Source organism: Cryobacterium sp. N22 (assembly GCF_002929555.1).
GTDB lineage: Bacteria > Actinomycetota > Actinomycetes > Actinomycetales > Microbacteriaceae > Cryobacterium.
Genome location: NZ_PJJP01000039.1, coordinates 671,240 through 695,973 on the forward strand (window position 1 = coordinate 671,240; position 24,734 = coordinate 695,973).

At 69.9% G+C, this 24,734-nt stretch carries 20 protein-coding genes and 1 tRNA gene; 5 read left to right on the forward strand and 16 right to left on the reverse strand.

The window, feature by feature from the left end; all coding sequences use genetic code 11:
- Positions 1–107 precede the first annotated feature (107 nt).
- Positions 108–1,313 carry a winged helix-turn-helix domain-containing protein gene (locus CXY76_RS18640; RefSeq protein WP_104167115.1) on the forward strand — a complete coding sequence of 402 codons (1,206 nt, stop codon included), beginning with the start codon at positions 108–110 and terminating at the stop codon, positions 1,311–1,313.
- 4 nt (positions 1,314–1,317) lie between these two features.
- On the opposite strand, the gene CXY76_RS18645 is transcribed toward CXY76_RS18640, so the two are convergent.
- Together CXY76_RS18645 and CXY76_RS18650 are read right to left on the reverse strand one after the other, a co-directional pair.
- Complete coding sequence (locus CXY76_RS18645; protein WP_104167117.1) at positions 1,318–2,202, reverse strand: M48 family metalloprotease; 885 nt, start codon at positions 2,200–2,202, stop codon at positions 1,318–1,320.
- Between the two features lie 10 nt (positions 2,203–2,212).
- Entirely contained in the window at positions 2,213–2,779 is a 567-nt protein-coding gene (locus CXY76_RS18650) for a LemA family protein (protein WP_104167119.1), read from the reverse strand.
- 149 nt (positions 2,780–2,928) lie between these two features.
- Here CXY76_RS18650 and CXY76_RS18655 point away from each other — a divergent pair, with 149 nt between their 5' ends.
- Both CXY76_RS18655 and CXY76_RS18660 read left to right on the forward strand, forming a co-directional pair.
- Complete coding sequence (locus CXY76_RS18655) at positions 2,929–3,663, forward strand: ABC transporter ATP-binding protein (RefSeq protein ID WP_104167121.1); 735 nt, start codon at positions 2,929–2,931, stop codon at positions 3,661–3,663.
- Positions 3,660–4,394 carry an ABC transporter permease gene (locus CXY76_RS18660; protein ID WP_104167123.1) on the forward strand — a complete coding sequence of 245 codons (735 nt, stop codon included), beginning with the start codon at positions 3,660–3,662 and terminating at the stop codon, positions 4,392–4,394. The genes CXY76_RS18655 and CXY76_RS18660 overlap by 4 nt, the downstream gene beginning before the upstream one ends.
- A 70-nt stretch (positions 4,395–4,464) precedes the next feature.
- Here the strand turns inward: CXY76_RS18660 and CXY76_RS18665 are convergent, their stop codons facing one another.
- Genes CXY76_RS18665 through CXY76_RS18680 form a run of 4 tightly spaced genes read right to left on the reverse strand, consistent with a single transcriptional unit; the run spans position 4,465 to position 9,087 of the window.
- Positions 4,465–5,919 carry a glycoside hydrolase family 1 protein gene (locus tag CXY76_RS18665; protein WP_104167125.1) on the reverse strand — a complete coding sequence of 485 codons (1,455 nt, stop codon included), beginning with the start codon at positions 5,917–5,919 and terminating at the stop codon, positions 4,465–4,467.
- The gene (locus tag CXY76_RS18670; RefSeq protein WP_104167127.1) at positions 5,916–7,226 is read right to left on the reverse strand and encodes a D-arabinono-1,4-lactone oxidase; all 1,311 of its coding nucleotides are present in this window, start codon (positions 7,224–7,226) and stop codon (positions 5,916–5,918) included. Before CXY76_RS18670 ends, CXY76_RS18665 begins: the two co-directional genes overlap by 4 nt.
- Positions 7,223–8,470, reverse strand: a complete 1,248-nt coding sequence (locus tag CXY76_RS18675; RefSeq protein WP_104167129.1) for an alanine racemase — start codon at positions 8,468–8,470, stop codon at positions 7,223–7,225. Before CXY76_RS18675 ends, CXY76_RS18670 begins: the two co-directional genes overlap by 4 nt.
- Positions 8,467–9,087 carry a TetR/AcrR family transcriptional regulator gene (locus tag CXY76_RS18680; protein WP_104167131.1) on the reverse strand — a complete coding sequence of 207 codons (621 nt, stop codon included), beginning with the start codon at positions 9,085–9,087 and terminating at the stop codon, positions 8,467–8,469. Before CXY76_RS18680 ends, CXY76_RS18675 begins: the two co-directional genes overlap by 4 nt.
- A gap of 280 nt (positions 9,088–9,367) precedes the next feature.
- On the opposite strand from CXY76_RS18680, the gene CXY76_RS18685 reads away from it, so the two are divergent.
- Positions 9,368–11,557, forward strand: coding sequence for an Ig-like domain-containing protein (locus tag CXY76_RS18685; protein WP_104167133.1), 2,190 nt, complete (start codon positions 9,368–9,370; stop codon positions 11,555–11,557).
- A gap of 24 nt (positions 11,558–11,581) precedes the next feature.
- Here CXY76_RS18685 and CXY76_RS18690 read toward each other — a convergent pair.
- The 9 genes from CXY76_RS18690 to CXY76_RS18730 all read right to left on the reverse strand — a co-directional run bounded on the left by CXY76_RS18690 (position 11,582) and on the right by CXY76_RS18730 (position 19,835).
- Positions 11,582–11,658: transfer RNA gene (locus tag CXY76_RS18690), tRNA-Leu, on the reverse strand.
- 64 nt (positions 11,659–11,722) lie between these two features.
- Positions 11,723–13,177, reverse strand: coding sequence for an NAD(P)/FAD-dependent oxidoreductase (locus CXY76_RS18695; protein ID WP_104167136.1), 1,455 nt, complete (start codon positions 13,175–13,177; stop codon positions 11,723–11,725).
- 39 nt (positions 13,178–13,216) lie between these two features.
- Positions 13,217–14,536: a S8 family serine peptidase gene (locus tag CXY76_RS18700; protein ID WP_233200038.1), complete on the reverse strand. Its 1,320-nt coding sequence runs from the start codon at positions 14,534–14,536 to the stop codon at positions 13,217–13,219.
- Positions 14,491–15,027 carry a DUF501 domain-containing protein gene (locus CXY76_RS18705; protein WP_104167138.1) on the reverse strand — a complete coding sequence of 179 codons (537 nt, stop codon included), beginning with the start codon at positions 15,025–15,027 and terminating at the stop codon, positions 14,491–14,493. Before CXY76_RS18705 ends, CXY76_RS18700 begins: the two co-directional genes overlap by 46 nt.
- Positions 15,024–15,551: a septum formation initiator family protein gene (locus tag CXY76_RS18710; RefSeq protein ID WP_104167140.1), complete on the reverse strand. Its 528-nt coding sequence runs from the start codon at positions 15,549–15,551 to the stop codon at positions 15,024–15,026. The genes CXY76_RS18705 and CXY76_RS18710 overlap by 4 nt, the downstream gene beginning before the upstream one ends.
- Positions 15,552–15,801: 250 nt before the next feature.
- Positions 15,802–17,082 carry a phosphopyruvate hydratase gene (eno, locus tag CXY76_RS18715; protein ID WP_104167142.1) on the reverse strand — a complete coding sequence of 427 codons (1,281 nt, stop codon included), beginning with the start codon at positions 17,080–17,082 and terminating at the stop codon, positions 15,802–15,804.
- Between the two features lie 176 nt (positions 17,083–17,258).
- Positions 17,259–18,512 (reverse strand): histidine--tRNA ligase, encoded by a 1,254-nt coding sequence (hisS, locus tag CXY76_RS18720; protein ID WP_104167144.1) that lies wholly within the window; start codon positions 18,510–18,512, stop codon positions 17,259–17,261.
- Between the two features lie 43 nt (positions 18,513–18,555).
- Entirely contained in the window at positions 18,556–19,089 is a 534-nt protein-coding gene (locus CXY76_RS18725; protein ID WP_104167146.1) for a ferritin, read from the reverse strand.
- A 32-nt stretch (positions 19,090–19,121) separates the two neighbouring features.
- Positions 19,122–19,835, reverse strand: a complete 714-nt coding sequence (locus CXY76_RS18730) for a MazG family protein (protein WP_104167148.1) — start codon at positions 19,833–19,835, stop codon at positions 19,122–19,124.
- A 120-nt stretch (positions 19,836–19,955) separates the two neighbouring features.
- Between CXY76_RS18730 and CXY76_RS18735 the strand changes: the two genes are divergently transcribed.
- A complete protein-coding gene (locus CXY76_RS18735; RefSeq protein WP_104167150.1) occupies positions 19,956–21,164 on the forward strand; it encodes a Na+/H+ antiporter NhaA in 1,209 nt (402 codons plus the stop codon).
- Here CXY76_RS18735 and mfd read toward each other — a convergent pair.
- The gene (gene mfd / locus CXY76_RS18740; RefSeq protein WP_104167152.1) at positions 21,091–24,726 is read right to left on the reverse strand and encodes a transcription-repair coupling factor; all 3,636 of its coding nucleotides are present in this window, start codon (positions 24,724–24,726) and stop codon (positions 21,091–21,093) included. The genes CXY76_RS18735 and mfd overlap by 74 nt on opposite strands.
- Positions 24,727–24,734 lie beyond the last annotated feature (8 nt).

Genomic DNA, 24,734 nt, shown 5'->3' on the forward strand with positions numbered 1-24,734 from the left:
TGGTTACCGGTCGCTGCGAGACTAGAAGCGGCGGGTGGCGCACGTCTGCCGCGGGGTTGAACGCGGCGTGAACGTCGTATGTCACCCGCCGCCGGTAGGGTCGAGGCGTGCTCCAGACGATCTCCCCCGCCCTCGCCCGCCGCATCGCCCTTGCCGCCCAGGGCTTCGGCCGTCCGCCCGCGCCCACTCCCGGCATCCGGCAGCTCGGCGCCCTGGTGGAGCGGCTCGGCCTGTTGCAGATCGACTCGGTGAACGTCTTCGAGCGCAGCCATTACGTGCCGGCGTTCAGCCGGCTCGGCCCCTACGACAAGGCCCAGCTCGACAGATTGAGCACCGGCGCCAAGCCGCGCCTCACCGAGTACTGGGTGCACGAGGCATCGCTGATCCCGGTCGACGACTGGCCGCTGTTCCGCTGGCGGATGCAGGCCTACCGCGACAAGGCAGCCGCCGACGACGCCCACTGGTCGCAGGAGAACGCCCCCATGCTGGCCTGGCTGCGGGCCGAGCTGGCCGCCAACGGCCCGATGCGCGCCAGCGCCATCGAGCACGACGCCAACAAGCGCAGCGGCCCCTGGTGGGGCTGGTCAGACGTGAAGATCGGCCTGGAGACCCTGTTCCGTTGGGGCGACGTGGTCAGCGGCGGACGCCAACGGTTCGAGAGGGTCTACGCGTTGCCGGAGCAGGTCTTCCCGACCGCGTTGCTCGACCGGGAGGTGCCGGCCGCCGAAGCGCACCGTGCGCTCATCAGTCAGGCGGCCCGGGCACACGGCATCGGCACGGTGAAGGACCTGGCCGACTACTTCCGGTTGCGCACCGAACCCACCCGCACCGCTATCGCGGAGCTCGAGGACGCCGGGGAGCTGATTCCGGTTGAGGTTCCCGGTTGGGGCCGCGGCGGCACCGCCGGCGCCGCCTGGCTGCACAGGGACGCCCGGCTGCCCCGCCGGATGGATGCCGCGGCCGTGCTCAGCCCGTTCGACCCGGTGGTCTGGGAACGGGCGCGGGCGCTGCGATTGTTCGACTTCCACTACCGCATCGAGATCTACACGCCGCAGGTGAAGCGGCAGTTCGGCTACTACGTGCTGCCGGTGCTGCTCGGCGACACCATCGTGGGCCGTGTCGACCTCAAGAACGACAGGCAGGCCGGGGTGCTGCGGGTGCAGGCCAGCTGGGCCGAGCCCACCGCGCCCGCCGACACCGCCGCACGGCTGGCCGAGGTGCTCCGCAGCACCGCGGCGTGGCAGGGGCTGTCCGGCATCGAGGTGGTCCCCCGCGGCACCCTCGCCGACGGTCTGGCCGCCGAGCTGGACTAGTTCCTTAGAACGTGCTGCCCATCGCGTGCAGGCGCTCGATGCGCTCGGTCAGCGGCGGGTGGGTGGCGAAGAGCTTGTCCATCACGCCGGGCTTGAGCGGGTCGGCGATCCACAAGTGCGCCATCGAGGTGTTCTGCTTGCGCATCGGGCGGCCGTACTCGCCCAGCTTGGCGAGGGCGCTGGCCAGCGCATCCGGCTGCCGGGTGGTCAGCGCACCGGTGGCATCCGCCAGATACTCACGCTGACGCGACACGGCCAGCTGCACGACCGAAGCGATCAGCGGCGCCACGATCATGGCGACCAGGCCGAACACCAGCACGATGGGGTTGCCGTTGTTGTTGTTGCCGCGGCCGAAGAACGCCATCCGCAGGAAGATGTCCGAAATGAAGCCGACGGCCACGACCAGGCCGAACACGATCATCGAAACGCGGATGTCGTAGTTGCGCACGTGCCCGATCTCGTGGGCCATGACGCCCTCCAGTTCGGCGTCGTCCATGATGTCGAGCAGGCCGGTGGTGGCGGCCACGATGGCGTGCTTGGGGTCACGGCCGGTGGCGAAGGCGTTGGGAGCCGGGTCGTTGATGATGTACACCTCGGGCATCGGTGTGCCCGTGGTGATCGACAGGTTCTCCACGATGCGCCACAGCCTGGGGTGATCGGTGACGCTGTTCACCCGGATGCCGCCGCTCATGGCGATCGACTGGCGACCGGCCGCGAAGTACTGGATCAGCGCGTAGCCGCCGGCGATCACCAGGGTGAGGATCAGCACGCCGGGGCCCTGCACTCCGTAGGCGACACCGGCGAGCCAGCCGAGGCCGGAGATGATCAACACGAACAACACGATGATGAAGACAGTGTTGCGCTTGTTACGCGCGATCGCGCTGTACATGGGTCCTCTTCTAGAACTGCACGCGGGGCGGTTCGGCGATGGCCGCGGCGTCGCTGACCTCGAAGAACTCGCGCTGGGTGAAGCCGAGGTTCTTCGCGAACAGGTGGTTCGGGAAGACCTGGATCTTGGTGTTCAGTTCGCGCACGCCACCGTTGTAGAACCGGCGGGAGGCCTGGATCTTGTCTTCGGTGTCGACCAGCTCACCCTGCAACTGCAGGTAGTTCTGGCTGGCCTGCAGTTGCGGGTACGCCTCGGCGACGGCGAAGATGCTCTTCAGGGCCGTCTGCATGTGGTTCTCGGCCGCGGCGGCATCCACCGGGCCCTGCGCGGAGAGAGTCTCGGCGCGCGCCTTGGTCACGTTCTCGAAAACCGACTTCTCGTGTGCCGCATAGCCCTTGACCGTTTCGATCAGGTTGGGAATCAGGTCGGCACGACGCTTGAGCTGAACCGTGATGTCGCTCCACGCTTCATCCACTCGCACCTTGAGGGTGATGAGCGAGTTGTAGGTCGCCCACAGATAGATACCCGCGATCGCCACAATCACGACAACGATGAGGACCGGGATGAGCCATTCCATGGCAACGTCTCCTTGCGATTGAACCTGTGGTGCTGAGAGCCCCCATCATAACGAAGCACGCTGGGGCTCCCATGTGCTTCCCATGACACTCCAAGGAATCATGCCGCCAGGGGCGTGACTTTGGCCGCTGACCGGCGAATAATGCAGACATGGAACACGTCGTCAAGCCCCCTGCGGAGCCGGCCGTCTCGGTGTCCGACCTGCACGCCCGGCGCGGCTCCCGGCAGGTGCTGAACGCCCTGTCGCTCACCATCCCCGCCGGGCTCGTCGTGGGGCTGATCGGCCCGAGCGGATCGGGCAAGACCACCCTGATGCGCGCCATCGTCGGGGTGCAGATCGTGCAGTCCGGATCGGTGTCGGTGTTCGGCCAGCCGGCCGGCAGCGCATCCCTGCGCCGGCGGGTGGGCTACGTCACCCAGGAGGCCAGCGTCTACGACGACCTGACCGTGCGGCAGAACCTGGACTACTTCCGGGCCGTGCTGGGCGCCGGCCGTGCCGATGTGGGCCGGGTTCTCGAGGCGACCGACCTGGGCGCAAGTGCGGGGCAGCTGACCGGGTCGCTCTCCGGCGGGCAGCGCAGCCGGGTGTCGCTGGCCGTTGCCCTGCTCGGCTCCCCCGAGCTGCTGGTGCTCGACGAACCCACCGTGGGCCTGGATCCGGTGCTGCGGCGCGACCTGTGGGCGCTGTTCCACCGCCTGGCGGCCGAGGGAACGAGCCTGCTGGTCTCCAGCCACGTCATGGACGAGGCGGCCCGTTGCGACAGGCTGCTGCTCATGCGCGACGGCGAGGTCCTCGCCGACGACACCCCGGCCGGGCTGCTCGCGGCCACCGGAACCGCCGACATCGAGGCCGCCTTCCTCACCCTCATCGAGGAGCGCGAATGAACCTGTCCCGCACCCTCGCCACCGCCGGCCGGGTCCTCACCCAGATCCGGCACGACCCCCGCACCGTCGTGCTGCTGTTGCTTGTGCCGAGTCTTCTGATCGGGCTGGTGGCCTGGATCTTCTCCGACACGACGGTGTTCGAGACCGTGGGACCGGCGATGATCGCCCTGTTCCCGTTCATCGTGATGTTCCTGGTCACCAGCATCACCACCCTGCGGGAACGCCGCACCGGCACCCTCGAGCGGCTGCTGTCGATGCCGCTGGGCCGGGGCGACCTGATCCTGGGGTACACGCTGGCGTTCGGGCTGCTGGCGGTGCTGCAGTCCAGCATCGCGGTGCTGTTCGCCGTCACGGTCTGCGGGCTGAACATCGCCGGGTCGATCGGGCTGCTGGTGGCCGTCGCGGTCGCCGACGCCGTGCTCGGCACCACCCTCGGCCTGCTCGCGAGCGCCTTCGCCCGCACCGAGTTCCAGGTGGTGCAGTTCATGCCGCTGCTGGTGTTCCCGCAGATCCTGCTCGGCGGCATCTTCCTGCCTCGCGACCAGCTGCCGGAGGTGCTGCAGGCGATCGGTGACGCGCTGCCGCTCTCACACGCCATCGACGCCCTCACCGCCGTGGCCTCGGGCAGCGAGGACGACGCCTACGTGGTCGGCAAGCTCCTCGCCATCGTGGCCTGGATCGTGGCCGCGGTGGTCCTGGCGTCCCTCACGTTGCGCCGCAAAACCCCCTAGCCCCTCCGCGAACTGTGAGAAAAGCACGCATCCGGGCTCGTTTTAGGTGCTTAACTCACAGTTCGCGGACCTAGCGGGCGCTTAAGACTTGCTGGAGCCAACGGTAGGAGAGCTTTTTGGTGCGGGGGCGGGTGGGGTCGGTGAAGTCCACGTGCACCAGGCCGAAGCGTTGGGTGTAGCCGGCCGACCATTCGAAGCCGTCCAGCAGCGACCAAACGAAGTATCCACGGAGGTCCACGCCCTCGGCGGGCCCGCCGGGCGCGACGGCGTCCACGGCCGCCATCAGGTGCTCGGCCAGGTAGTCGATGCGGGCCAGGTCGGTCACCGCGCCGCGGACATCCGTTCGGTCGGGATAGCTCGCGCCGCCCGCGGTGAGGTAGACCGGCGGCAGGGCCTCGGCGTAACGGTCCCGCAGCTCGGCCAGCAGCACCGGCAGGTACTCGGGGGCGTTGGGCCAGCCGTACCCGGTGACCGGATGCTCGCGGAACTCGGTGAGGTGGAACGGCAGCCGGCTGATCATCGGGCGTTCCTCTGCGGGACGGTCGTCGGTTGCGCGCACCGGCTTGGCCGGTCCGGCCGCCACCCGGCTGGGCTGGAAGTAATCCACGCCGTAGAAGTCCAGCGGCTGGTGGATGGTGCGCAGGTCGTCGGGTTCGATCTCGTGCAGGTAGCGCAGCTCGTTCTCGAACACCCCGACGGGGTCCGGGTAGCGGCCCAGCAGCACCGGATCGGCGAAGAGCCGGTTGTGCAGCAGGTCGTAGAGGGCCGCGGCGTCGCGGTCGGCCTCCCGGTCGGTGGCGCTCTGCACCGGCGAGTGCGCGTTGGCGATGCCGATCCCGCCGCGCACATCCGCGGCGCGGAGGCCCTGCACGGCGAGACCGTGACCGAGCAGCTGATGGTGGCCGGCCGGCAACGCGTCGAACAACAGGGCCTGGCCCGGAGCGTGCACGCCGATCGCGTAGCCGTTGAACATCACCGTCGCCGGGTCGGCGAGAGTGACCCACCGGTCGATGCGGTCGCCGAAGACCTCACCCATCTGGTGGGCGTAGTCGCCGAATCTCATCGCGGTGTCGCGGTTCAGCCAGCCGCCGCGCAGCATTGCTGGAGTGTCCCAGTGCGACAGGGTGGCCATCGGGCTGATGCCGTTGCCGAGCAGCTGGTCGAGCAGCCGGTCGTAGAACGCCAGGCCGGACCGGTTCAGCGCCCCCCGGCCGTCGGGCTGCAGGCGCGGCCAGGCGAAGGAGAACCGGTAGCTGTCTGCGCCCAGTTCCCGCAGCAGGGTGACGTCTTCGGTCAGCTTGCCGATGTGGTCGGCGGCGACCGACGCGTTCTGGCCGTCCAGGATGCGCCCGGGCTCGCGGGTGAAGGCGTCCCAGTTGGATTCGCCGCGGCCGCCGTCACGGGCGCCGCCCTCGATCTGGAAGGCCGAGGTGGCCGTTCCGATCTGGAAACCGGTGGGGAGCCGATCGCCCAGTTCGGCGGCCCGGTGCTGCCAGGCGCGGGACGCCGGGGTGTTGCTGCTCATGGCCCAAGGACTCTTTCCAGATAGCGGTTGGTGAATCGACGCTCCGGGTCGAGCCGGTCCCGCACGGCGAGGAAGTCGTCGAAGCGCGGGTAGACCTGGCGGAGCATGTCCGCATCCAGGTTGTGCATCTTCCCCCAGTGTGGGCGTCCGTCGTGCGCGCGCATAATCGCCTCGACGTCGGCGAAGTAGTTCTGCGGGTTCTCCCGGAAGTACCTGTGCACGGCGATGTAGCCGGTGTCCCGACCGTAGCCGGTGGAGAGCCAGACGTCGTCGGCCGCGGCCGAACGCACCTCGAGGGGGAAGGAGATGCGCCAGCCGCGCTTCTGGATGAGGGCGCGCACCTCGCGCAGCGCCTCCGGCACCGCCTCCCGCGGCAGCGCGTACTCCATCTCGTGGAACCGGACCGTGCGGTTCGTGACGAAGACCCTGTGCGCATGGTCGGTGAAGTCCCGGCGGCCGGTGAACCGTTCGGCGAGGCGGTTGATCCTGGGCACCAGCGGCGGCACGACGAGGCCTGCCGTGCAGGTGGCGCGGAAGACCCCGTTGCCGAGCAGCTCATCGTCGACCCAGCGGTTCAGCCGGCCGAGTGGAACCCGGCCGGTGCGTGGCGGCAGCCGGGAGTTGGTCTTGGTGAGGGCGGTCTCGGTGTGCGGGAACCAGTAGAACTCGAAGTGGTCCGCCGAGGCGCTGCGCTCGAGGTAGCCGTCCAGGACGGCCTCGAACGGCTCCGCTGCGTCGACGGCGTGCAACAGATAGGCCGGCACGCACTGGATGGTGAGGTCAACCAGGATGCCCAGGGCGCCGAGCCCCACTCGCACCGCGGGTAGCAGCTCGGGATTCTCGGTCTCGCTGACACGCAGCACCGACCCGTCGCCGGTGACCAGGGTGACCGCGACGATCTGGGCGGCGAGGCCGGCGAAGCCGCCGCCGGTGCCGTGCGTGCCCGTCGAGGTGGCGCCGGCGATGGTCTGCCTGTCGATGTCGCCCATGTTCTGCAGGGCGAGTCCATACGGGGCCAGGAGCGCGGGCAGCTGGTGCAATCGGGTGCCGGCGGCGAGGGTCACCCTGGCCGTGGCCTCGTCGACGTCGATCAGCCCGCCCCAGGCCAGGTCGAGCTGCACACCGGGGGAAACCGCGATGCCCGAGAAACTGTGTCCGGCACCGACGGCCTTGATGCGCACGCCCGTTGTCACGGCGGCGACCACGGCGCGGTGCACGGCGGCCGCGCTGGTCGGCCGCTCCACCCGGGCCGGCACGACAGATTCGCTGCGTGCCCAGTTGTGCCAGCGGGCGCCGCTGGCCGTCACAGGAAGGCCTTGCCTTCGCCTCGGTAGGTCGGCAGCATGTCGACCACGATACCGTCCTCGACCAGCGCGAATTCGTTGAGGTGTTCGCTGAGCTCGCCGGACTTGGTGTGCCGCAGCCAGACGCGCTCGCCCACCCGCAGGGTGCCGGCGGCGGCACCGGTGACCGGGGACTGCACCTCCCCGGCCATCTCGCGGGGCACCAGGCTCAGCCCCTCCGGCCAGACCAGGCGCGGTGAACGGTCCGCCCCCGGCGGCCCGGAGGCGATCCAGCCGCCGCCGAGCATGGCCGCGGTCTGCGCGGTGGGCTTCCGCACCACGGAGAGGGCGAACGCGGCGGCCGGGGCCGGCCGGAAGCCCGAGTAGCTGTCGAAGAGGTGACCGCCGAAGAAACCGCTCCCGGCCGCGATGTCGGTCACCGAGGTGTCGGCGTGGGTGCTCTCCAGCGAACCGGTGCCGCCGCCGTTGACGAATTCCAGGTTGGCGACCTGCCGCACCGCGGCCACCGCGGCGGCGCGCCGGGCCGTGATGTCGACGATCGACCGGTTGCGCACCCACCGGTTCATTCCGCCCTGCACCGGGCGGCCAGGGGGCCGGTCGCCGAGACCGGCGATCTGCGCCTCGTACGCCATCAGCCCGACCAGCTCGAAGCCGGGCCTGGAGACGATGGCCACGGCCAGCGCCCTGGCGTCCTCCGGGGTGTGCACGGGTGAGCGCCACACGCCCAGGTGGCCGAGCACCGGTGCGTTCCAGGAGGCGTCCAGTTCCAGGCAGACCCGGATGCGTTCACGCTGCGACGGTGCGATCACGGAGTCGACGAGGTCGAGGTGGTCGATCGAGTCCACCATCAGGGTCACCCGGGCGGCCAGGCCGGCCGAGCGGGCCAGCCTCTGGATCGCCGCCCTGTCGACGCTGGGATACCCGACCACGATGTCGTCGTGGGTCTCGGCGAGCCACAGGGCCTCGGCCAGGGTGAAGGCGAGCACACCGCGGTAGCCGGGCAGCGCGAGCACGGCGTCGAGCACGCCGCGCACCCGCAGGGACTTGCTGGCCACCCGGATCGGGGTGCCCTGGGCGCGGCCGAGCATGTCGTGGGTGTTGTGCCGCAGGGCCCCGAGGTGCAGCGCGCCCACGGGGGTGTCCAGGCCCCGGGTGGCCTCGGTCAGGCCCGGCCAGTATTCCTCTGGTCTGAGCCACGGCGTCGCATCCGCAGTGCCGGCCGGCCGCACGGAGAGGTCGAGGCTCATGCGGGGCGGCCCAGCGCAGCGACGGAGTCCGCGGTGACGTCGAGCAGCTTCGCGGTGGCGCTGTCGTCGCGATCCACCAGCCAGGCGATGGTGAGTCCGTCGGTGAGGGAGACGAGCAGACGGGCTACCTCGCCGACGGGATGCAGCCAGACCGAGCCGCTCTGCCGGGCCGCGGTGTCCAACGCCTCGGCCGCCAGGGAATGGTAGCGCTCGTACTGGGCCACGGCGAGGTGGTGCAGCTCTGGGGACCTGAGGGCGTACTGGGTGAGTTCGAGCATGGCCTTCTCTCTCAGGGGATCGCCGCTCACGTGGTCGGCGTAGCGCTGCAACCCGGCGCGCAGGATCTGTCGCAGCGACTCCCGCTCGCCCCGGCCGTCGGCGTCCTCGATGGGCGCCTCGGGCAGCACGGCGGTGGCTTCCTCGTCCACAACATGCCGGATGAGTTCGACCATCAGCTCATCCCGGCTCTGGAAGGCGTAGTGGAAGCTCGCCAACGACATCCCGGCCTCGGCGACGATCGCTCGAGTCGTGGCCTGGGCCACACCCCGATCGGCGACGACCCTCAACGCGGCGCGCACCAGGGCACTGCGCCGGTCCGCGGCGGGGATGCGTGTCACCTGGTCACCTCGTCCTGCGTTCTCAACGTTTCAATAGTGGGGCAGTTGACCCAGTGCACAGTATGGCGCACAGGGACCCCCGGATACCAGAGGCACGGATGATCACCGGGGAGGTGACAAATCCATCGGGATCTCCTCGGCCGGGCGCGCCACATTGACATTCCGGGCCATCGCCCATGGAATGGTCTGAGGGAGTACATTGCTCAGTTCACGCCGTTTCAGCGCGCACGGGTCGAACACACGAACCGGTCGGGGTCTTCGGCGACCCACACGCACGCGCGTGGCGTCGTACGGGGTCCTGCTCGCTGCTCTCGTCGGCGCCGTGGTCGTCGGCCCGCTCGCCGGCGCGGTCACGCCGGCTTCGGCGCTCACAACCGAGACGGCGCCTGCCCCCACGGCCGAACCGGCGCCCACCGAAAGCGCCACTCCCGGCGCCTCTTCGTCGCCATGGGAGTCGCTGGCACCGTCGGAGCCGGAGACGCCGGAGCCGGCTCCGACCGAGCCGCCCGCCCCCGCCGCGCCCACCATCGACAGCCCCGGCGCCAACGCCTTCGTGACCGGGAGCCTCACCGTCGCCGGCACCGGTGACCCCGGGCAGCAGATTGACGTGCTCTCCACCGGCGGCGCTCCGCTCTGCACCGTCACCGTCGACGGGTCGTCCGCCTGGCAGTGCCCCGGAGTGGTCTTGCCCAGCGGACCCGCCGTCGAGCTGCGAGCGGTCGTGACCGAGAACCCCGGCCTCGCGGCGGCCCACACCGTGCGGGTACTCCAGGCCCCAACGGTCACGGGCGGCTCGACCGGCCATTCCTCCTCGAGCGGGATGGTACGCGGCACCGGCTACCCCGGCGCCACCGTCACCGCCACTCTCGCCTCCGGAGCGAGCTGCTCGTTCCCCGTCGACGCATCCGGGGTATGGGCCTGCCTGCTGGAGGGCACCGTGCCGAGCGGGGCGCAGCAGATCACAGCCTCGCAGCAGACCTCGTTCAGCGCCCCGGAGTCGTCGCGGGCGAGCGATCCGATCAGCCTGACCTTCGACGTCGACCCCCCGGCCGCTCCCGTCGTGACGGATCCCGTCGCCGACGCCACGCTGACCTCCGCCGCCGGGACGTTCTCCGGCCGGGGCGAGAACGGGGCCACCGTCACGGTCTTCGCCGGCGCCTACTCGGTCTGCAGCGCCGTGGTGTCCGGCGGCCTGTGGTCGTGCACGGGGTCCGGCGTCGCGAACGGCTCGTACGACGTGCGCGCCGTGCAGCAGGATGCCGCCGGCAATGTGAGTGCCGGCAGCCCGGCGTTCCGGGTGACCTTCGGTACCGCAACCGCGGCGCCCGCACCGGCGCCGACACCGACCGCCGCCCCGCCCGTCGTGCCCGCCCCGACAGCGACCGCACAACCGACCCCCACGTCAACACCGGGCAGCGCCTCCCCCAGCCCCCGTCCGGGCGTCCCCGAGGACGGCGACGACCAGGCCGGGGCCGTCCCGCCGGAACTGACCGTGCCGGGCGGCTGGAACGACCCCACCCAGTTCAGCACCGCGGTGATCCCGCCCTGGACCGTGGCGCAGTTCCCCTGGCTGCAAGCGGCGCTGCTCACCCTGGGCGCCCTGCTGCTGCTCGTGGTGCCCGCCCGGTTGCTGGCCGGCACCATCACCCGGGCGCGAGACGGCCGGCCGGTCTTTCGCGGCCACCGGCTCGCGGGCCGTAACCGCGCCGGGGAGGAATTCGAGGTCGCCCCGACCCTGCGGGTCAACCGGTGGGTGGCCTACGGCGGCACCGTAGTCGCCGCGGCCGTGTTCGTCCTGTTGTCGGGCCCGGTGTCCGCCACACCGGCGTACCTCAGGCTGCTGCTGGCCGTGGCTCTCGCCCTCGTGATCGTGAACACCGTGGCCACCCTGGTGCCGCAGTGGTGGGGGTCCAGGGCGCTGCACATCGAGGTGACCACGACGATCCTGCCGCGTTATCTCGCGGTCGTCGCCGTCACCGCGCTCGCCTCCAGGCTGTTCGAGCTGCAGCCCGCCCTGCTCTTCGGCCTGCTGGGCAGTGTCGTCGTCGGCGCGGGGCCCGGCGCGGCCCAACGCGGCCAGCTGGCCGCCATCCGGGCCGGCAGCCTGTTCGCCCTGGGTCTGGCCGCGCTGCTGATCGTCGGCACCCTGCCGACGGCCGACGGCTTCCTGAGCACCCTGGCCGCTGAGGTCGCCAACACCGTCGTGCTGGCGTCAATCGGCTCAGCCGTGCTCGTGCTCATCCCGATCGGCAACACCAGCGGACGCAGCATCCTCGCCTGGTCACCGCCGATCTGGGCCGCCCTCACGGTGCCGGCCTTCCTCACCCTGTTCACGCTGCTCTCCCCCATGCTCCCGCGTTGGACGGGCACCGGCTCGGCGGTTCTGCTGTGGGTGGCGGCGGCAGGCTTCGCCGTCGTGAGCGTGGCCGCCTGGGCGTGGCAGCGCTTCGTGCTACCGGGCCGGCGCTAAAGGCGCATCGCGCCGGGTGATTCTTGGTGCCCCCGCTGGGATTCGAACCCAGACTGTGACGATTTTAAGTCGCCTGCCTCTGCCGGTTGGGCTACGGGGGCACGCCCGGTCTAGCCGGGCAGCACGAGCGGATGCCGCACCGGGGTGCGGCATCCGTCCGTGGTGTTACGGTGCTGCGATGGTCTCCGTGCCGGATTCGGCGGCGGCGACCTCGACGACGGGCTTCTTCACCGGAGCCTTGCGCGGTGCACGCGGGGCCTTGACCACGGCCGGGGCGACGGCGGCGGGTGCGGCTGCCGGCGGCTTCGGACGGGACGCGAACTCCTCGAACACGGCGCGGGGCGTCTGCACGGCCTCGAGCGACACGATGTCGCGGCCGAGGAAGAAGTTCAGCACCCAGCCGCCGACGACGCGGATCTTGCGCTCCCAGCTCGGCATCGCCATGCCGTGGTAGCCGCGGTGGGCGATCCAGGCCGGGAAGCCCTTGAGGGCGAAGTTGCCGGACTGGAACGCACCGACGCCGACACCGAGACCGGCGACGGCCCCGAGGTTCTTGTGGTTGTACTCCGCCGGGCCCTCGCCGCGGAGGACCGCGACGATGTTCTTGGCCATGAGCTTGCCCTGGCGAACGGCGTGCTGGGCGTTCGGCACGCAGAAGCCGCCGACACCGCCGCCGGAGAGGTCGGGAACCGCGGTGATGTCACCGGCGGCCCAGGCGTCGACGACGATCTCGTCTTCGGTGCCGACACGCAGGTCGGCGCGAACGCGCAGCCGGCCGCGCTCTTCGACCGGGAGGTCGGTGTTGCGCACGACGCCGGGGTTCGCCATGACGCCGGCGGTCCAGACGATCAGGTCGGTCTCGAAGGACTCCCCGGTGGAGAGCTCGATCTTGCCATCCACGGCGGAGGTGAGCTGGGTGTTCAGGTGCACCTCTGCGCCACGCTCGGCGAGGTTTTTGATGACCCACAGCGCGGTGGTCTCGCTCACCTCGGGCATGATGCGACCCATCGCCTCGATGAGGTGGAAGTGGGTGTCCTCGAAGGCGATCTGCGGGTACTTGGTCAGCAGCGAGCTGGCGAAGGAGCGCAGCTCGGCGAAGACCTCGATGCCGGCGAAGCCGCCACCGATGACCACGAAGGTCAGCAGGCGGTCGCGCTCGGGGCCGGCGGGCAGCTGGGCTGCCTTGTCGAAGTTGGTGAGCACGGTGTCGCGAATCGCGACGGCTTCCTCGATGGTCTTGAGGCCGATGGCCTGGTCCGCGACCCCGGGGATCGGGAAGGTGCGCGACACGGCGCCGGCGGTGACCACGACGATGTCGTAGTCGAAGACCCACGGCTCGCCGACCGGCGGCGTGATGGTGGCCTTCTTTTCCGCGTGGTTCACGTTGGTGACCTTGGCGGTGAGCACATTGGTCTTCTTGAGGTGGCGGCGGTGGGCCACGACCGAGTGACGCGGATCGATGGATCCGGCGGCTACCTCGGGGAGGAACGGCTGGTACGTCATGTACGGCAGCGGATCGACCATGGTGACCTCGGCCTCGCCGGGTCGCAACCACTTCTCAAGCTTCCAGGCGGTATAAAAACCCGCGTAGCCGCCACCGACGATGAGAATTTTGGGCACGATTAGAAGGCCTCCTACAGGGATTGGATGCGCGAAATTTTAGAGCTTGGAACGAATTCGCTTGAAATGCCGCGTGGCCCCAATGCCGAACAGCGTTACTAGGATAGCAAAACCCACCAGCACGGCGAGCGGCACGCTGACATACGTGAGGGTGAGCGGGCTCGGCAGCCAGCCGGCGGCGCTGTTCTGCTCCGGCAGGGGCGGGTCGGCGTCCGGAACAACGGGCACCGGAGTGCCCGGTGTGGTGGGCGTCATGGGCGCGGCGTCGGCGCGGCGGTGCAGGGTGATCCACTCCTGCAGGAGTTCGGCGGGCGTGGCGGAGGTGGCCTTCGGCACGTACGCGGAGACCGCGGCGGCGGCGTCGATCAGGCCGTTGCCGTAGATCGGGCTCGGCACGGTGTGACCGTTCGGGTTCGCGGTCTCGATGACCCGGTTCATCACCTCCGCGGCATCCAGCTTCGGGTAGGCCGAGCGCACCAGGGCGACCAGCCCCGAGACTATCGGCGCGGCCGCGCTGGTGCCGTTCCACTCCATGTAGCCGCCGCCGGGCGCGACACCGACGAGCTTCTCGCTGGGCGCGGCAACGGCGATGGTGATGCCCTGGGAGGAGGCGTCGAAGCTGGCCTCCTTGGACTGGTCGACACCGGCGACGGTGAGCACACCGGGAATGGTGGCGGGGGCGCCGACCTCCGTGGTTCCGCTGCCCCGGTTGCCGGCTGCCGCGACGACCACGACGTCGTTCTCGAACGCGTACATGAACGCGTCATCCCAGCTGGTCGGCCAGTCGAGGGTGTTGCGGGTGAGCGACATGTTGATCACGTCGGCGCCGTTGTCGACGGCCCAGCGGATGCCCGCGGCGATCTGGTCGTCGTTGCTGAGCTGCGCGTCGCTGGTGCCGAAGGCCACGGAGACGGCGAGGATGGACGCCTCCGGCGCCACACCGATCAGGCCGCCGCCGGTGGGTGTGCCGCGGCCGGCCAGCAGCGACGCCACCAGGGTGCCGTGTTCGTTCTCGTCGCCGACCGGGGTCTGGCCGTTCGACGAGCCGACGCCGGAGACGTCGGTGCCGCCGACGACGGCGCCGCTGAGCTCGGTGATGCTGCCGTCGACACCGGTGTCGATGACGGCGACGGTGACGCCGGCTCCCTTGGTGGTGTTCCAGGCCTGGCTGAAGCCGTAGTCGTTCAACCAGTATTCGAGGTCGCGCACCTGGTCGGCGCGGGCGGCGGGGGCGTCACCGACGACACCCACGACCGCGACGGCTGCCGCGAGGGTTATCGCGACGCCGGTGAGGATGCGGCGCGCGGCGCCAGTCACGCGCCGGCCGGCGGGACCGCCGGCGGAGCGTAGTCCAGGCACTCGCACACCTGGGGCGACCAGGCGGCCCGCAGCAGGGCCAGGTCGCCGATGGGGTTCACACCGGGACCCGCCGCCAGGGCGTGTGCGGCCAGGGCGTGCAGGCACTTGACCCGCACCGGCATACCGCCGGACGACACTCCGGCGAGCTCGGGGACCACGCCGATCATCTCGCGATCGGCCAGGAAACTCTCGTGCGCGGCCCGGTAGTGCGCGCGCAGGTCCTCGTCGTCGGCGAGCATCTGGTTGTACTCGTTCATCACCTGGGTGGCTTCCAGGAACGACAGCGCGGCCGTGGCGGCGGGGTGCGACAGATAGTACAGGGTGGGGAACGGGGTGCCGTCCTCCAACCGCGGCGCCGTGGCCACGACGGTGGGCGCGCCGCAGACGCAGCGGGCGGCGATGCCGATCACGTTGCGCGCGGGGCGGCCGAGCTGCGCGGAGACTGTCGAGATGTCAGCCTCTGAGGCGGGGTCGAACGGCGGTCGGGTCATTGTGCTGCCTCCTGGGGGGCCAGTGCGGATGTCATCACCGAACGGAAGACGGAGTCGACCCAGTCGACGTCGGTGTCCTGAATGTCGGTACTGATCGGTGCGGTGTCAGCTGCGCCATCGACGCTGGCTCCGCTGTCGTTGATCACGAGGAAACTGATGTCACCCGGCATCACATAGGAAAGCCGGTCCCGCGCCTGGGTGGTCACGAAGGTGCGATCGTTCCACCGCTCCCGCTCCGCCTTGAGGTCGTCGACCGAGTCCTGCTGCGCCGCGACGGTGTCGCTCAGCTGGTCGATCTGTTTGCGCTGTTCGGCGTAGGTACGCACGCTGGGCGCGAGCACGACGACGGCGAGCACCAGCAGGCCCATCATCACGAAGGAGAAACCCGACAGCCGCAGGCCGCGGAGCCAGCTGCGCACCGCGGTCTCGTCGGTGGCGAGCGTGACGGTCCGCCGTTCCGTCGGGCGCGGCTCGGTGGCCCGGGGCTTCGCCCGGCGCGGCTTGGGCGGGCGGGGCGGGGTCATCCCAGAACCGGTGAAGGTCACGGTGGCTCCCGTCTGACTCGGCTGCTCGGCTGCTCGGTTGATGCTCGCCGGGGCGCACAAAATGCCCCGGTTCTAGAGTGCCAGATCTTTCGGCCCGCACCGTTCGCCACGGCCCGCCGACACGGATCCTGAGCAAACCCGCAGCCAAGGGCCCTCGACAGGCCCACAAAAAGGGCTCCCCGCCCCGGACGGTGTCCGGAGGCGGGGAGCCCGAGCTGCTCAGGGGTGATTAGCCCTTGAAACGCGGGAACGCGGCACGGCCGGCGTAGACCGCGGCCTCGCCGAGCTCTTCTTCGATGCGCAGGAGCTGGTTGTACTTGGCAACGCGCTCGCTGCGGGCCGGGGCACCGGTCTTGATCTGGCCGGCATCCGTGGCGACGGCGAGGTCGGCGATGAAGGTGTCTTCGGTCTCACCGGAGCGGTGCGAGATGACTGTCGTGTAGCCGGCGCGCTGGGCGAGGGACACGGCGTCCATCGTCTCGGTCAGGGTGCCGATCTGGTTGACCTTGATGAGGATCGAGTTGGCAGCCTTGATCTCGAGGCCCTTGGCCAGGCGGATCGGGTTGGTGACGAACAGGTCGTCTCCGACGATCTGAACCTTGTCGCCGAGCTGGGCGGTGAGGTGGACGTAGCCTTCCCAGTCCTCTTCCTCGAGCGGGTCTTCGATGGAAACCAGCGGGTAGGCCTCGAGGAGCTCGGCGTAGTACGCGACGATCTCGGTGGAAGAAAGTTCCTTGCCCTCGAAGTGGTAGACGCCGTCCTTGAAGAACTCGGTGGCTGCACAGTCGAGTGCCAGGCCGATGTCGGTGCCGGGCGTGTAGCCGGCCAGCTTGATGGCTTCGACGATGAGGTCGAGCGCCGCACGGTTGCTGGGCAGGTTGGGGGCGAAGCCACCCTCGTCGCCGAGGCCGGTCGCGAGGCCCTTGCTCTTCAGCAGGCCCTTGAGGGCGTGGTAGACCTCAACGCCCCAGCGCAGGCCCTCGCTGAAGGTGGGGGCGCCGAGCGGGACAACCATGAATTCCTGGATGTCGACGTCGTTGTCGGCGTGCGAGCCACCGTTGATGATGTTCATCATGGGAACGGGCAGGGTGTGCGCGTTCGGGCCGCCGAGGTAGCGGAAGAGGGGCAGGTCGGCCGAGCTGGCGGCGGCCTTGGCCACGGCCAGGCTCACGCCGAGGATGGCGTTGGCGCCGACGCGCTCCTTGTTGACGGTGCCGTCGGTCTCGTTGAGGACCATGTCGATGATGCGCTGGTCGGCGGCGTCGAGGTCTTCGACGGCCGGGCCGAGCTCGTCGGTGACGGAGCCGACGGCCTTGAGGACGCCCTTGCCGAGGTAACGCTTCTTGTCACCGTCGTGCAGCTCGTAGGCCTCGAAGGCGCCGGTCGAGGCGCCTGAGGGAACGGCGGCACGGCTCAGCGTGCCGTCCTCGAGCAAAACCTCGACCTCGACGGTCGGGTTGCCCCGAGAGTCGAGGATTTCGCGTGCAACAACTGCGTCAATAAGAGCCACAACTATCTCCTGTGTCTGTCTGTGTATCGATTTTTGGATTCTAAGTCCGTGTGGATTTTGAGGAAGACGCCGCTGTGTTCCAGTCCGAAGAACAGTCTAGTGACCGGTGCGGCGGCGCGCTCAGGACTGAAGTCCCGTTCACCGCCGGAACATCGACCGTTCAGCCGGTGCCCAGGTCAACCGGCCAGCGGCTTGAAGACCAGGTCGCCCGGCTCGACGGAGTCGTCGGTCACGAACGCGAACCGGCCGTAGCCCGCGGCGCCGGCCCGTTCGAGCAGCGCCTTGAGGTTCTTGGTGCGCTTTTCCAGCCGCACCCGAAGGCCCCCGGCCACGAGGGCGGTCTTGAGCGCGACGAGGGCGGCCGGGTCGGCATCCTTGTCATGCACGAGCAGCACGGCGGACTCGGTGTCGTCGGCCGAACCGGCGAGCAGGTCGACGATGCGTTCGAAGCCGATGGAGAAGCCGCAGGCGGGCACATCGGTGCCGAGGAACCGGCCGATCATGCCGTCGTAACGCCCGCCGCCGCCCAGCGAGTAGCCCAGGTCGGGGTGCTTGATCTCGAAGATGGTGCCCGTGTAGTAGCCCATCCCCCGCACCAGGGTGGGGTCGAACTCGAGCGCCACCCCGGGCAGCGCGGACCGCAGCGCGGAGAGGTCGGCATAGGCGGCGGCGTCCAGCCAGGCCGGCGCATCCTGGGGGTCGGGCCAGCCGGCGTCGCTGAAGCCCGCGAGGGTGTCGGCCAGGCCGGTGGTGTTGATGCCGAGGCCGCCGAGCTCGGTGACGACGCCGTCCACGCCGATCTTGTCGAGCTTGTCGAGGGTGATCAGGGCGCGTTCGGTGAGGTGGTCCGCCACCCCCCAGGTGGCGAGCATGGCGGTGAGGATGCGGCGGTCGTTGATGCGGATCGAGCAGCCGGTCAGGCCCAGGTTGTCCAGGGCGGCGACGGTGGCGGTGATCAGTTCGATCTCGGCAAGCGGGCCGGCCTCGCCGATGATGTCGATGTCGCACTGCACGAACTGGCGGTAGCGGCCCTTCTGCGGGCGTTCGGCGCGCCAGACCGGTGCAATCTGGATGGAGCGGAAGACCGTGGGCAGCTCGGCGCGGTGGCTGGCGTAGAACCGGGCCAGCGGCACCGTGAGGTCGAAGCGCAGGCCTAGGTCGGCCAGGGAGAGCAGGTCGTCGGCCTCGGCGGCCGCCTGGAGGTCGGCCGGGCCGATTCCGCGCTTGAGGACCGCGAAGCCGAGCTTCTCGTTGTCGCCGCCCAGGCCGGAGTGCAGCCTGGCCGTGTCCTCCATGACCGGCGTTTCGATCTCGTCGAAACCGTGCGCGGCGAAGCTGGAGCGGATGATGCCCAGTGCCCGTTCGCGGGTGGCCTTGTCGGCCGGGAGGAAGTCGCGCATGCCGCGGGGAGGGGTCACTGCTGTTGCCATGCCCCAATTCTGTCAGGTCGCCCGGCCCGCCCCCGCCGCGCCGCTAGATCGCCCCGCCGGCAGCTCCGGGAGCGTCGGTGTCGCCGCCGGCGTCGCCGACCTGCTCGCGGGCGATGAAGTTCTCGATGTCGAAGAGGTTGTTCTTGGCGCGCTTGGCGATGGTCAGCAGCGTCGACATCGAGGCGACCTCCTCGACCTGCTCCTTGAGGAACCAGAGCATGGCCTGCTCGCCGAGAGCGTCGCCGTCGGTGCGGGCGGCCTTGAAGAGCGCCTCGATCTGGCCGGTGACCTGCTGCTCCTGGGCAAGGGCCAGGGCGATCGGCTCGACGATGTCCGCGAAGCCGTTGATCACGGCGGGGATGCCGGGGATCACGACCTCCAGGCCCCGGTCGAGGCGGTACTGCACGAGCATCATCGCGTGGTTGCGCTCTTCGACCGACTGCCGGTAGAAATGCGCAGCCAGCTGGGGCAGGTCCTGGCTGTCGAACCAGGTGGCGATGGAGATGTACTGCTGGGAGGCAGCGAACTCGTTGCCGATTTGCTGGGTGAGAAGCGCGTTGAAGGTAGTTTCGGTCATGCTGGAACGTTAGCGGGCCGCGTGGCCCGCCGCTATGCGGTGGGGAAGGCGATGACGCCGGCGTCGGCCGGGTCGCCGGTGTTCTCCTGCTCGGCGGCGCGGATCTCGTCCTGCAGATCGCGGAGGGCGGTGCGCAGCGCCCGCTCGGAGTCGAGCCCCTGGGCCTTGGCCGCGGACACGATGGCGAGCAGGATCGGGCCGAGCTCGGCCTCGCTGTCGATGGGCAGCAGTGCGGGCGGGTCGGTCTCGAGCAGGCCGATCTTCTGGGCCTTCCCGATCACCTTGTCGGCCAGCGCCAGCGCCGGCATACCCTGCGGGATGCCGTCGAGCACGCTGGTGCGGTGCGGCTTCTCCGCCGCCTTCACGTCGTCCCAGCCGGCGATCACCTCGTCGGTGGTCTTCTCGGAGCTCGCGTCGCCGAACACGTGCGGATGCCGGCCGACCATCTTGCGGGTCATCCTGGCGGCAACGTCCTGGATGTCGAAGTCCTCCCCCGGTGTCTCGGCGGCGATGCTCGCGTGGAAGACCACCTGGTAGAGCACGTCACCGAGTTCCTCGAGCAGGTCGTCGCGGCTGCCACTCTCGATCGCCTCGATGAGCTCGTGGGTCTCCTCGGTGAGGTACTGCACGAGCGACGTGTGGGTCTGCTCGGCATCCCACGGGCAGCCGCCGGCGGCGCGCAGCCGGTCGACCGTGGCGACGAGCTCGTCGAAGGCGGATGGGCTGGGCTGGGCGTTTTCGGTCACACTCCATCGTAGATGGCCGGGCTAAACTGGTTCCTGGTGTGCCGGGAAGTCTGGTCGGCGGGCGAGGTGTTTCGCTCTGACTCACGACCGACCCGTTTCGACGGGTGGACAGGACCATGCATGACATTCATCCGCTCCGAGCGTTACGCCGCCGGATTCCTCCTCCTGGCCGGCGTGCTCGGGTTGATCGCCGCGAACCTCTCGTTCGGCCCCGCTCTGATCGAGGCCGCCAACGAGCACCTGCACACCGGATTGTTCGGCCTGGACCTGTCGGCCAAGCACTGGATCAGCGACGGCCTGCTCGCGGTGTTCTTCTTCCTCATCGCCATCGAGCTCAAGCGGGAACTGGTGATCGGCGACCTGAACAGCTTCGGCAAGGCGGCGCTGCCGGCCCTCGCCGCGCTCGGCGGCGTCGTCGTTCCGGCCGGCATCTACCTGCTGCTCACCCAGGGCTCGGGCCTCGCGGCCGGCTGGCCGGTGCCCACGGCCACCGACATCGCCTTCGCCCTGGGCGTGCTCGCGGTGTTCGGCCGGGGCATCCCCACCCGGGTGCGGGTGTTCCTGCTGGCCCTGGCGGTGCTCGACGACCTCGTGGCGATCCTGATCATCGCGTTCTTCTTCACCCAGGACCCCCAGCTGCAGTACATCGGCTTCGCCGCCATCGCCGCCACCCTCTTCGGGGTGACCAGCCGGATGCTCAAGCCGCGCGCGGCGTGGGTTCTGGGGCGCAAGCCCACCTGGCCTATCGTGCTGGCCCTGACCGTTCTGGGCGTAACGACCTGGTACTTCACCTACCTCTCCGGCGTGCACGCCACCATCGCCGGGGTGATCCTCGGCCTGGTGATGGCCCGGGTGCCCGGCGGCCGCACCCACCACGTCCTGGAGCCGTACTCCAACGCGGTGATCCTGCCGCTGTTCGCGTTCTCGGCGGCGCTGGTCGCGATCCCGCAGGTGAGCCTGGCCGAACTGAGCCCGGCGTTCTGGGGAATCCTGGTGGCCCTGCCGGTGGGAAAGCTGATCGGCATCACCCTGGCCGGCAGCCTGGGCAGCCTGATCTCCAAGCGGCCCAACGGGTCCAGGTCCGGGCTCAAGTTCGCCGACATCGTCATGGTCGCCTGCCTGGGCGGCATCGGCTTCACGGTGTCCCTGCTGATGGGCGCGCTCGCCTTCGCCGGCAGAGTCGAGGTGGTCGACGAGGCCACCCTCGCCGTGCTGCTGGGCTCGGGCTTCGCGATCCTGGTCTCGGCCGTCGTGGTCAGTGGGCGGGCACGGCAGTATCGACGGGCCGCGGAAACACTGCATCCAGCAGCGAGCCCGTCCACGCGATAAGCGCGGCATCGTTCGGCGCCTCGCCGTTGGGGCGGGGCAGCGGCACGATCATCGACCCGGCCGCGGCCGAGTACTTGGCGCCGGGGTACATCCGCTGCACCCGCACCTGCATCGAATCGGCCAGGTCGACCGGGGCCACACGCAGGTTGGAGCCCATCGCCACGACCTCGCCGAGCCCGGCCTGCTGGGCGTGCCTGCGCAGCCTGGACACGGCGATGAGGTTCGTAACCGCCTCCGGCGGTTCGCCGTACCGGTCGGTGAGTTCCTCGAGCACGAGACCGATCTGGTCGGCGGCGGCCGCGAGCCCGCTGGCGCCGGAGAGCTTTTGGTAGGCCTCCAGCCGCAACCGCTCGCTGTCGACGTACTCCTCGGGGATGTGCGCGTCGACGGGCAGCTCGAGCCGCAGCTCGGTCTGGCCCTCGGCGACGTCGCCGCGGAAGGTGGACACGGCCTCACCGATCATCCGCAGGTACAGGTCGAAGCCGACCCCGGCGATGTGGCCGGCCTGCTCGCCGCCGAGCAGGTTGCCGGCACCACGGATCTCGAGGTCCTTCAGGGCCACCTGCATCCCGGCGCCGAGTTCGTTGTTGGCCGCGATGGTGGCGAGCCGGTCGTGCGCGATCTCGCTCAGCGGCTTGTTCTCGTCGTAGAGGAAGTAGGCGTAGGCCCGCTCCCGGCCACGGCCCACCCGGCCGCGCAGCTGGTGCAGCTGGCTGAGGCCGTACTTGTCGGCCCGGTCGATGATGATGGTGTTCGCGTTGGCGATGTCCAGGCCGGTCTCGATGATGGTCGTGGAGACCAGGATGTCGAACTTGTTCTCCCAGAAGTCCACCACCACCTGCTCCAGCTGCGCCTCGGGCAGCTGCCCGTGCGCCACGGCGATGCGTGCCTCCGGCACCAGCTCGGCCAGCTGCGCCGCCACCCGGTTGATGCTGGAGACCCGGTTGTGCACGAAGAAGATCTGGCCCTCGCGCAGCAGTTCGCGGCGGATGGCGGCGGCAACCTGGCGGTCGGAGTACGGCCCGACGAAGGTGAGGATCGGGTGCCGGTCCTCCGGCGGGGTGGCCAGGGTCGACATCTCGCGGATGCCGGTGACAGCCATCTCCAGGGTGCGCGGGATGGGCGTGGCGCTCATCGCGAGAATGTCGACGTTGGTCTTGAGCTTCTTGAGCGCGTCCTTGTGCTCCACGCCGAAACGCTGTTCCTCGTCGATGATGACCAGGCCGAGGTCCTTGAAGACGGTGCTCTCCGAGAGCAGCCGGTGGGTGCCGATGACCATGTCGACGGTTCCGTCGAGCATCCCGGCCACGGTCTCGCGGGACTCCTTGTCGGTCTGGAACCGGCTCAGGGCCCGCAGGTGGATCGGGAAGCCGGCGAAGCGTTCCTGGAAGGTCTCCATGTGCTGGCGCACGAGCAGGGTGGTGGGCACGAGCATGGCCACCTGCTTGCCGTCCTGGATGGCCTTGAACGCGGCGCGCACGGCGACCTCGGTCTTGCCGAAGCCGACGTCGCCGGAGAGCAGCCGGTCCATCGGGATGGGCCGTTCCATGTCGGCCTTGACCTCGTCGATGGTGGTGAGCTGGTCGGGCGTCTCCGCGAACGGGAACGCCTCCTCGAGCTCGCGCTGCCAGGGAGTGTCGGGGCCGAACGCGTGCCCCTTGCTGGCCATCCGTGCGGAGTACAGCTTGACGAGCTCGACGGCGATGTCGCGCACCGCCCGGCGGGCCTTGGTCTTCGCGGCCGACCAGTCGCTGCCGCCCATCTTCGACAGGGCGGGCGCCTCACCGCCGACGTAGCGGCTGACCAGGTCGAGCTGGTCGGTGGGCACGTAGAGCTTGTCGCCGCCGTGGCCGCGCTTGGACGGCGCATACTCCAGGACCAGGTATTCGCGGGTGGTCTTGACCGGGTTGCGGCCGCCGCTGGAGACCTCACGCTGGGTCAGCTCGAGGAACCGGCCGATACCGTGGGTCTGGTGCACGACGTGGTCGCCGGTCTTCAGCTGCAACGGGTCGACGACGTTCTTCCGCCGGCTGGCGAGCTTCTTGATCTGGCGGGCGTCGTAGCCGACGGTGCGGCCGTAGAACTCGCTCTCGCTGACCAGGGTCAGCTTGGTTTCGGGGATCTCGAAGCCGTGGGCGATGGAGGCCTTGAGCAGGTAGGCGATGCCCGGTTCCGGGTCCGCCGGGAATTCCTCGACGATACGGGCGGGCAGTTCCGCACCGGCGAGCACGTCGGCGGCGCGTTCGACCAGGCCGGCGCCCTGCGCGACGACGGCGACGGTCCAACCGTCCTTGAGCCGGCCGCCCAGGTGCCCGACGGCGCCCTCGACGCTGCCGGCGAAACTGGGCACGGCGTCGCCCTCGATGCGGATGGTGAGCAGTTCGTCGATCTCGCGGTGCTCCGGCAGCACCGCGATGTCGGTGGGGGCGGCCTGGAAGGAGCTCAGCGTCCACCAGACCCGCTCGGTGGCGGGGGCGCCCGGGGCGGAGTACCGCACGGCGTCGCGCAGGGTGCCCAGGGTGAGGAAGTCGCCGGAGGCCAGGTCGATCGGCGCCTCGGCGCCGGCGGTGGCGGCGTTCCAGGCGGCGGAGAGGAACTCCCGGTTGGTCTCGGCGAGGCTGATGGCGCGGGAGGCGACCCGCTCCGGCGAGATCACGGCGACGGCGGCCTGGCGGGGCAGGTAGTGGGTGACGGGCACGAGCCTGTCGACGAGCGCCGGCGCGAGGCTTTCCATGCCCTCGACGGGGATGCCCTCGGCCACCTTGGCGAGCAGGCCCGCCAGGCTCGGGAACTCGTGCTGCATCTCCCGGGCACGCTGCCGCACGGCGGGGCTGAGCAGCAGTTCGCGGCTGGGCGGCAGGGTCACCGATGTGATGGGTTCGGGCATCGAACGCTGGTCGGCCACCGCGAAGGAGCGAATCTGCTCGACCTCGTCGCCGAAGAACTCGATGCGGTACGGGTGCGCGGCCATCGGCGGGAACACGTCGAGGATGCCGCCGCGCACGGCGAACTCACCGCGCCTGGTGACCATGTCCACCCGGGCGTATGCCACGTTGACGAGGTCGACGGCGATGGCGGAGAGGTCGTGGCCGCGGCCGCCGGCGGTGAGCTCGAGCGGGTCGTAGTCGGTGAGGTTGTCGGCCACGGGCTGCAGGGCCGCGCGCACCGAGGCCACCACGATGAGGGGACGACGGGTGGCCGCATCCTCTGCCTCCCAGTCGCGCATCCGCCGCAGGGCGTACAGCCGGCGGCCCACGATCTCGGCGCTGGGGCTGAGCCGCTCGTGCGGCAGGGTCTCCCAGGCGGGGAACTCGACGATCTCGGCGTCGTCGGAGAAGCAGCCCAGGTTCTCCCGCAGCGCCTCAGACTCGCGGCCGGTGGCGGTGATGACCAGCAGCGCCCTGCCCTTGTCCAGCCTGTCGCGCTGCTCGAGCAGCGCGGCCAGCAGCGGCGCGCGGAGGCCCTCGGTGAGCGAGAAATCGGCGTCACGGGCCGCGCAGGCGAGGGCCGCATCAAACGTGGAGGCACGCGAAAGCGCCGGAATCAAGCCCTGAAGAATCACCGCACAAG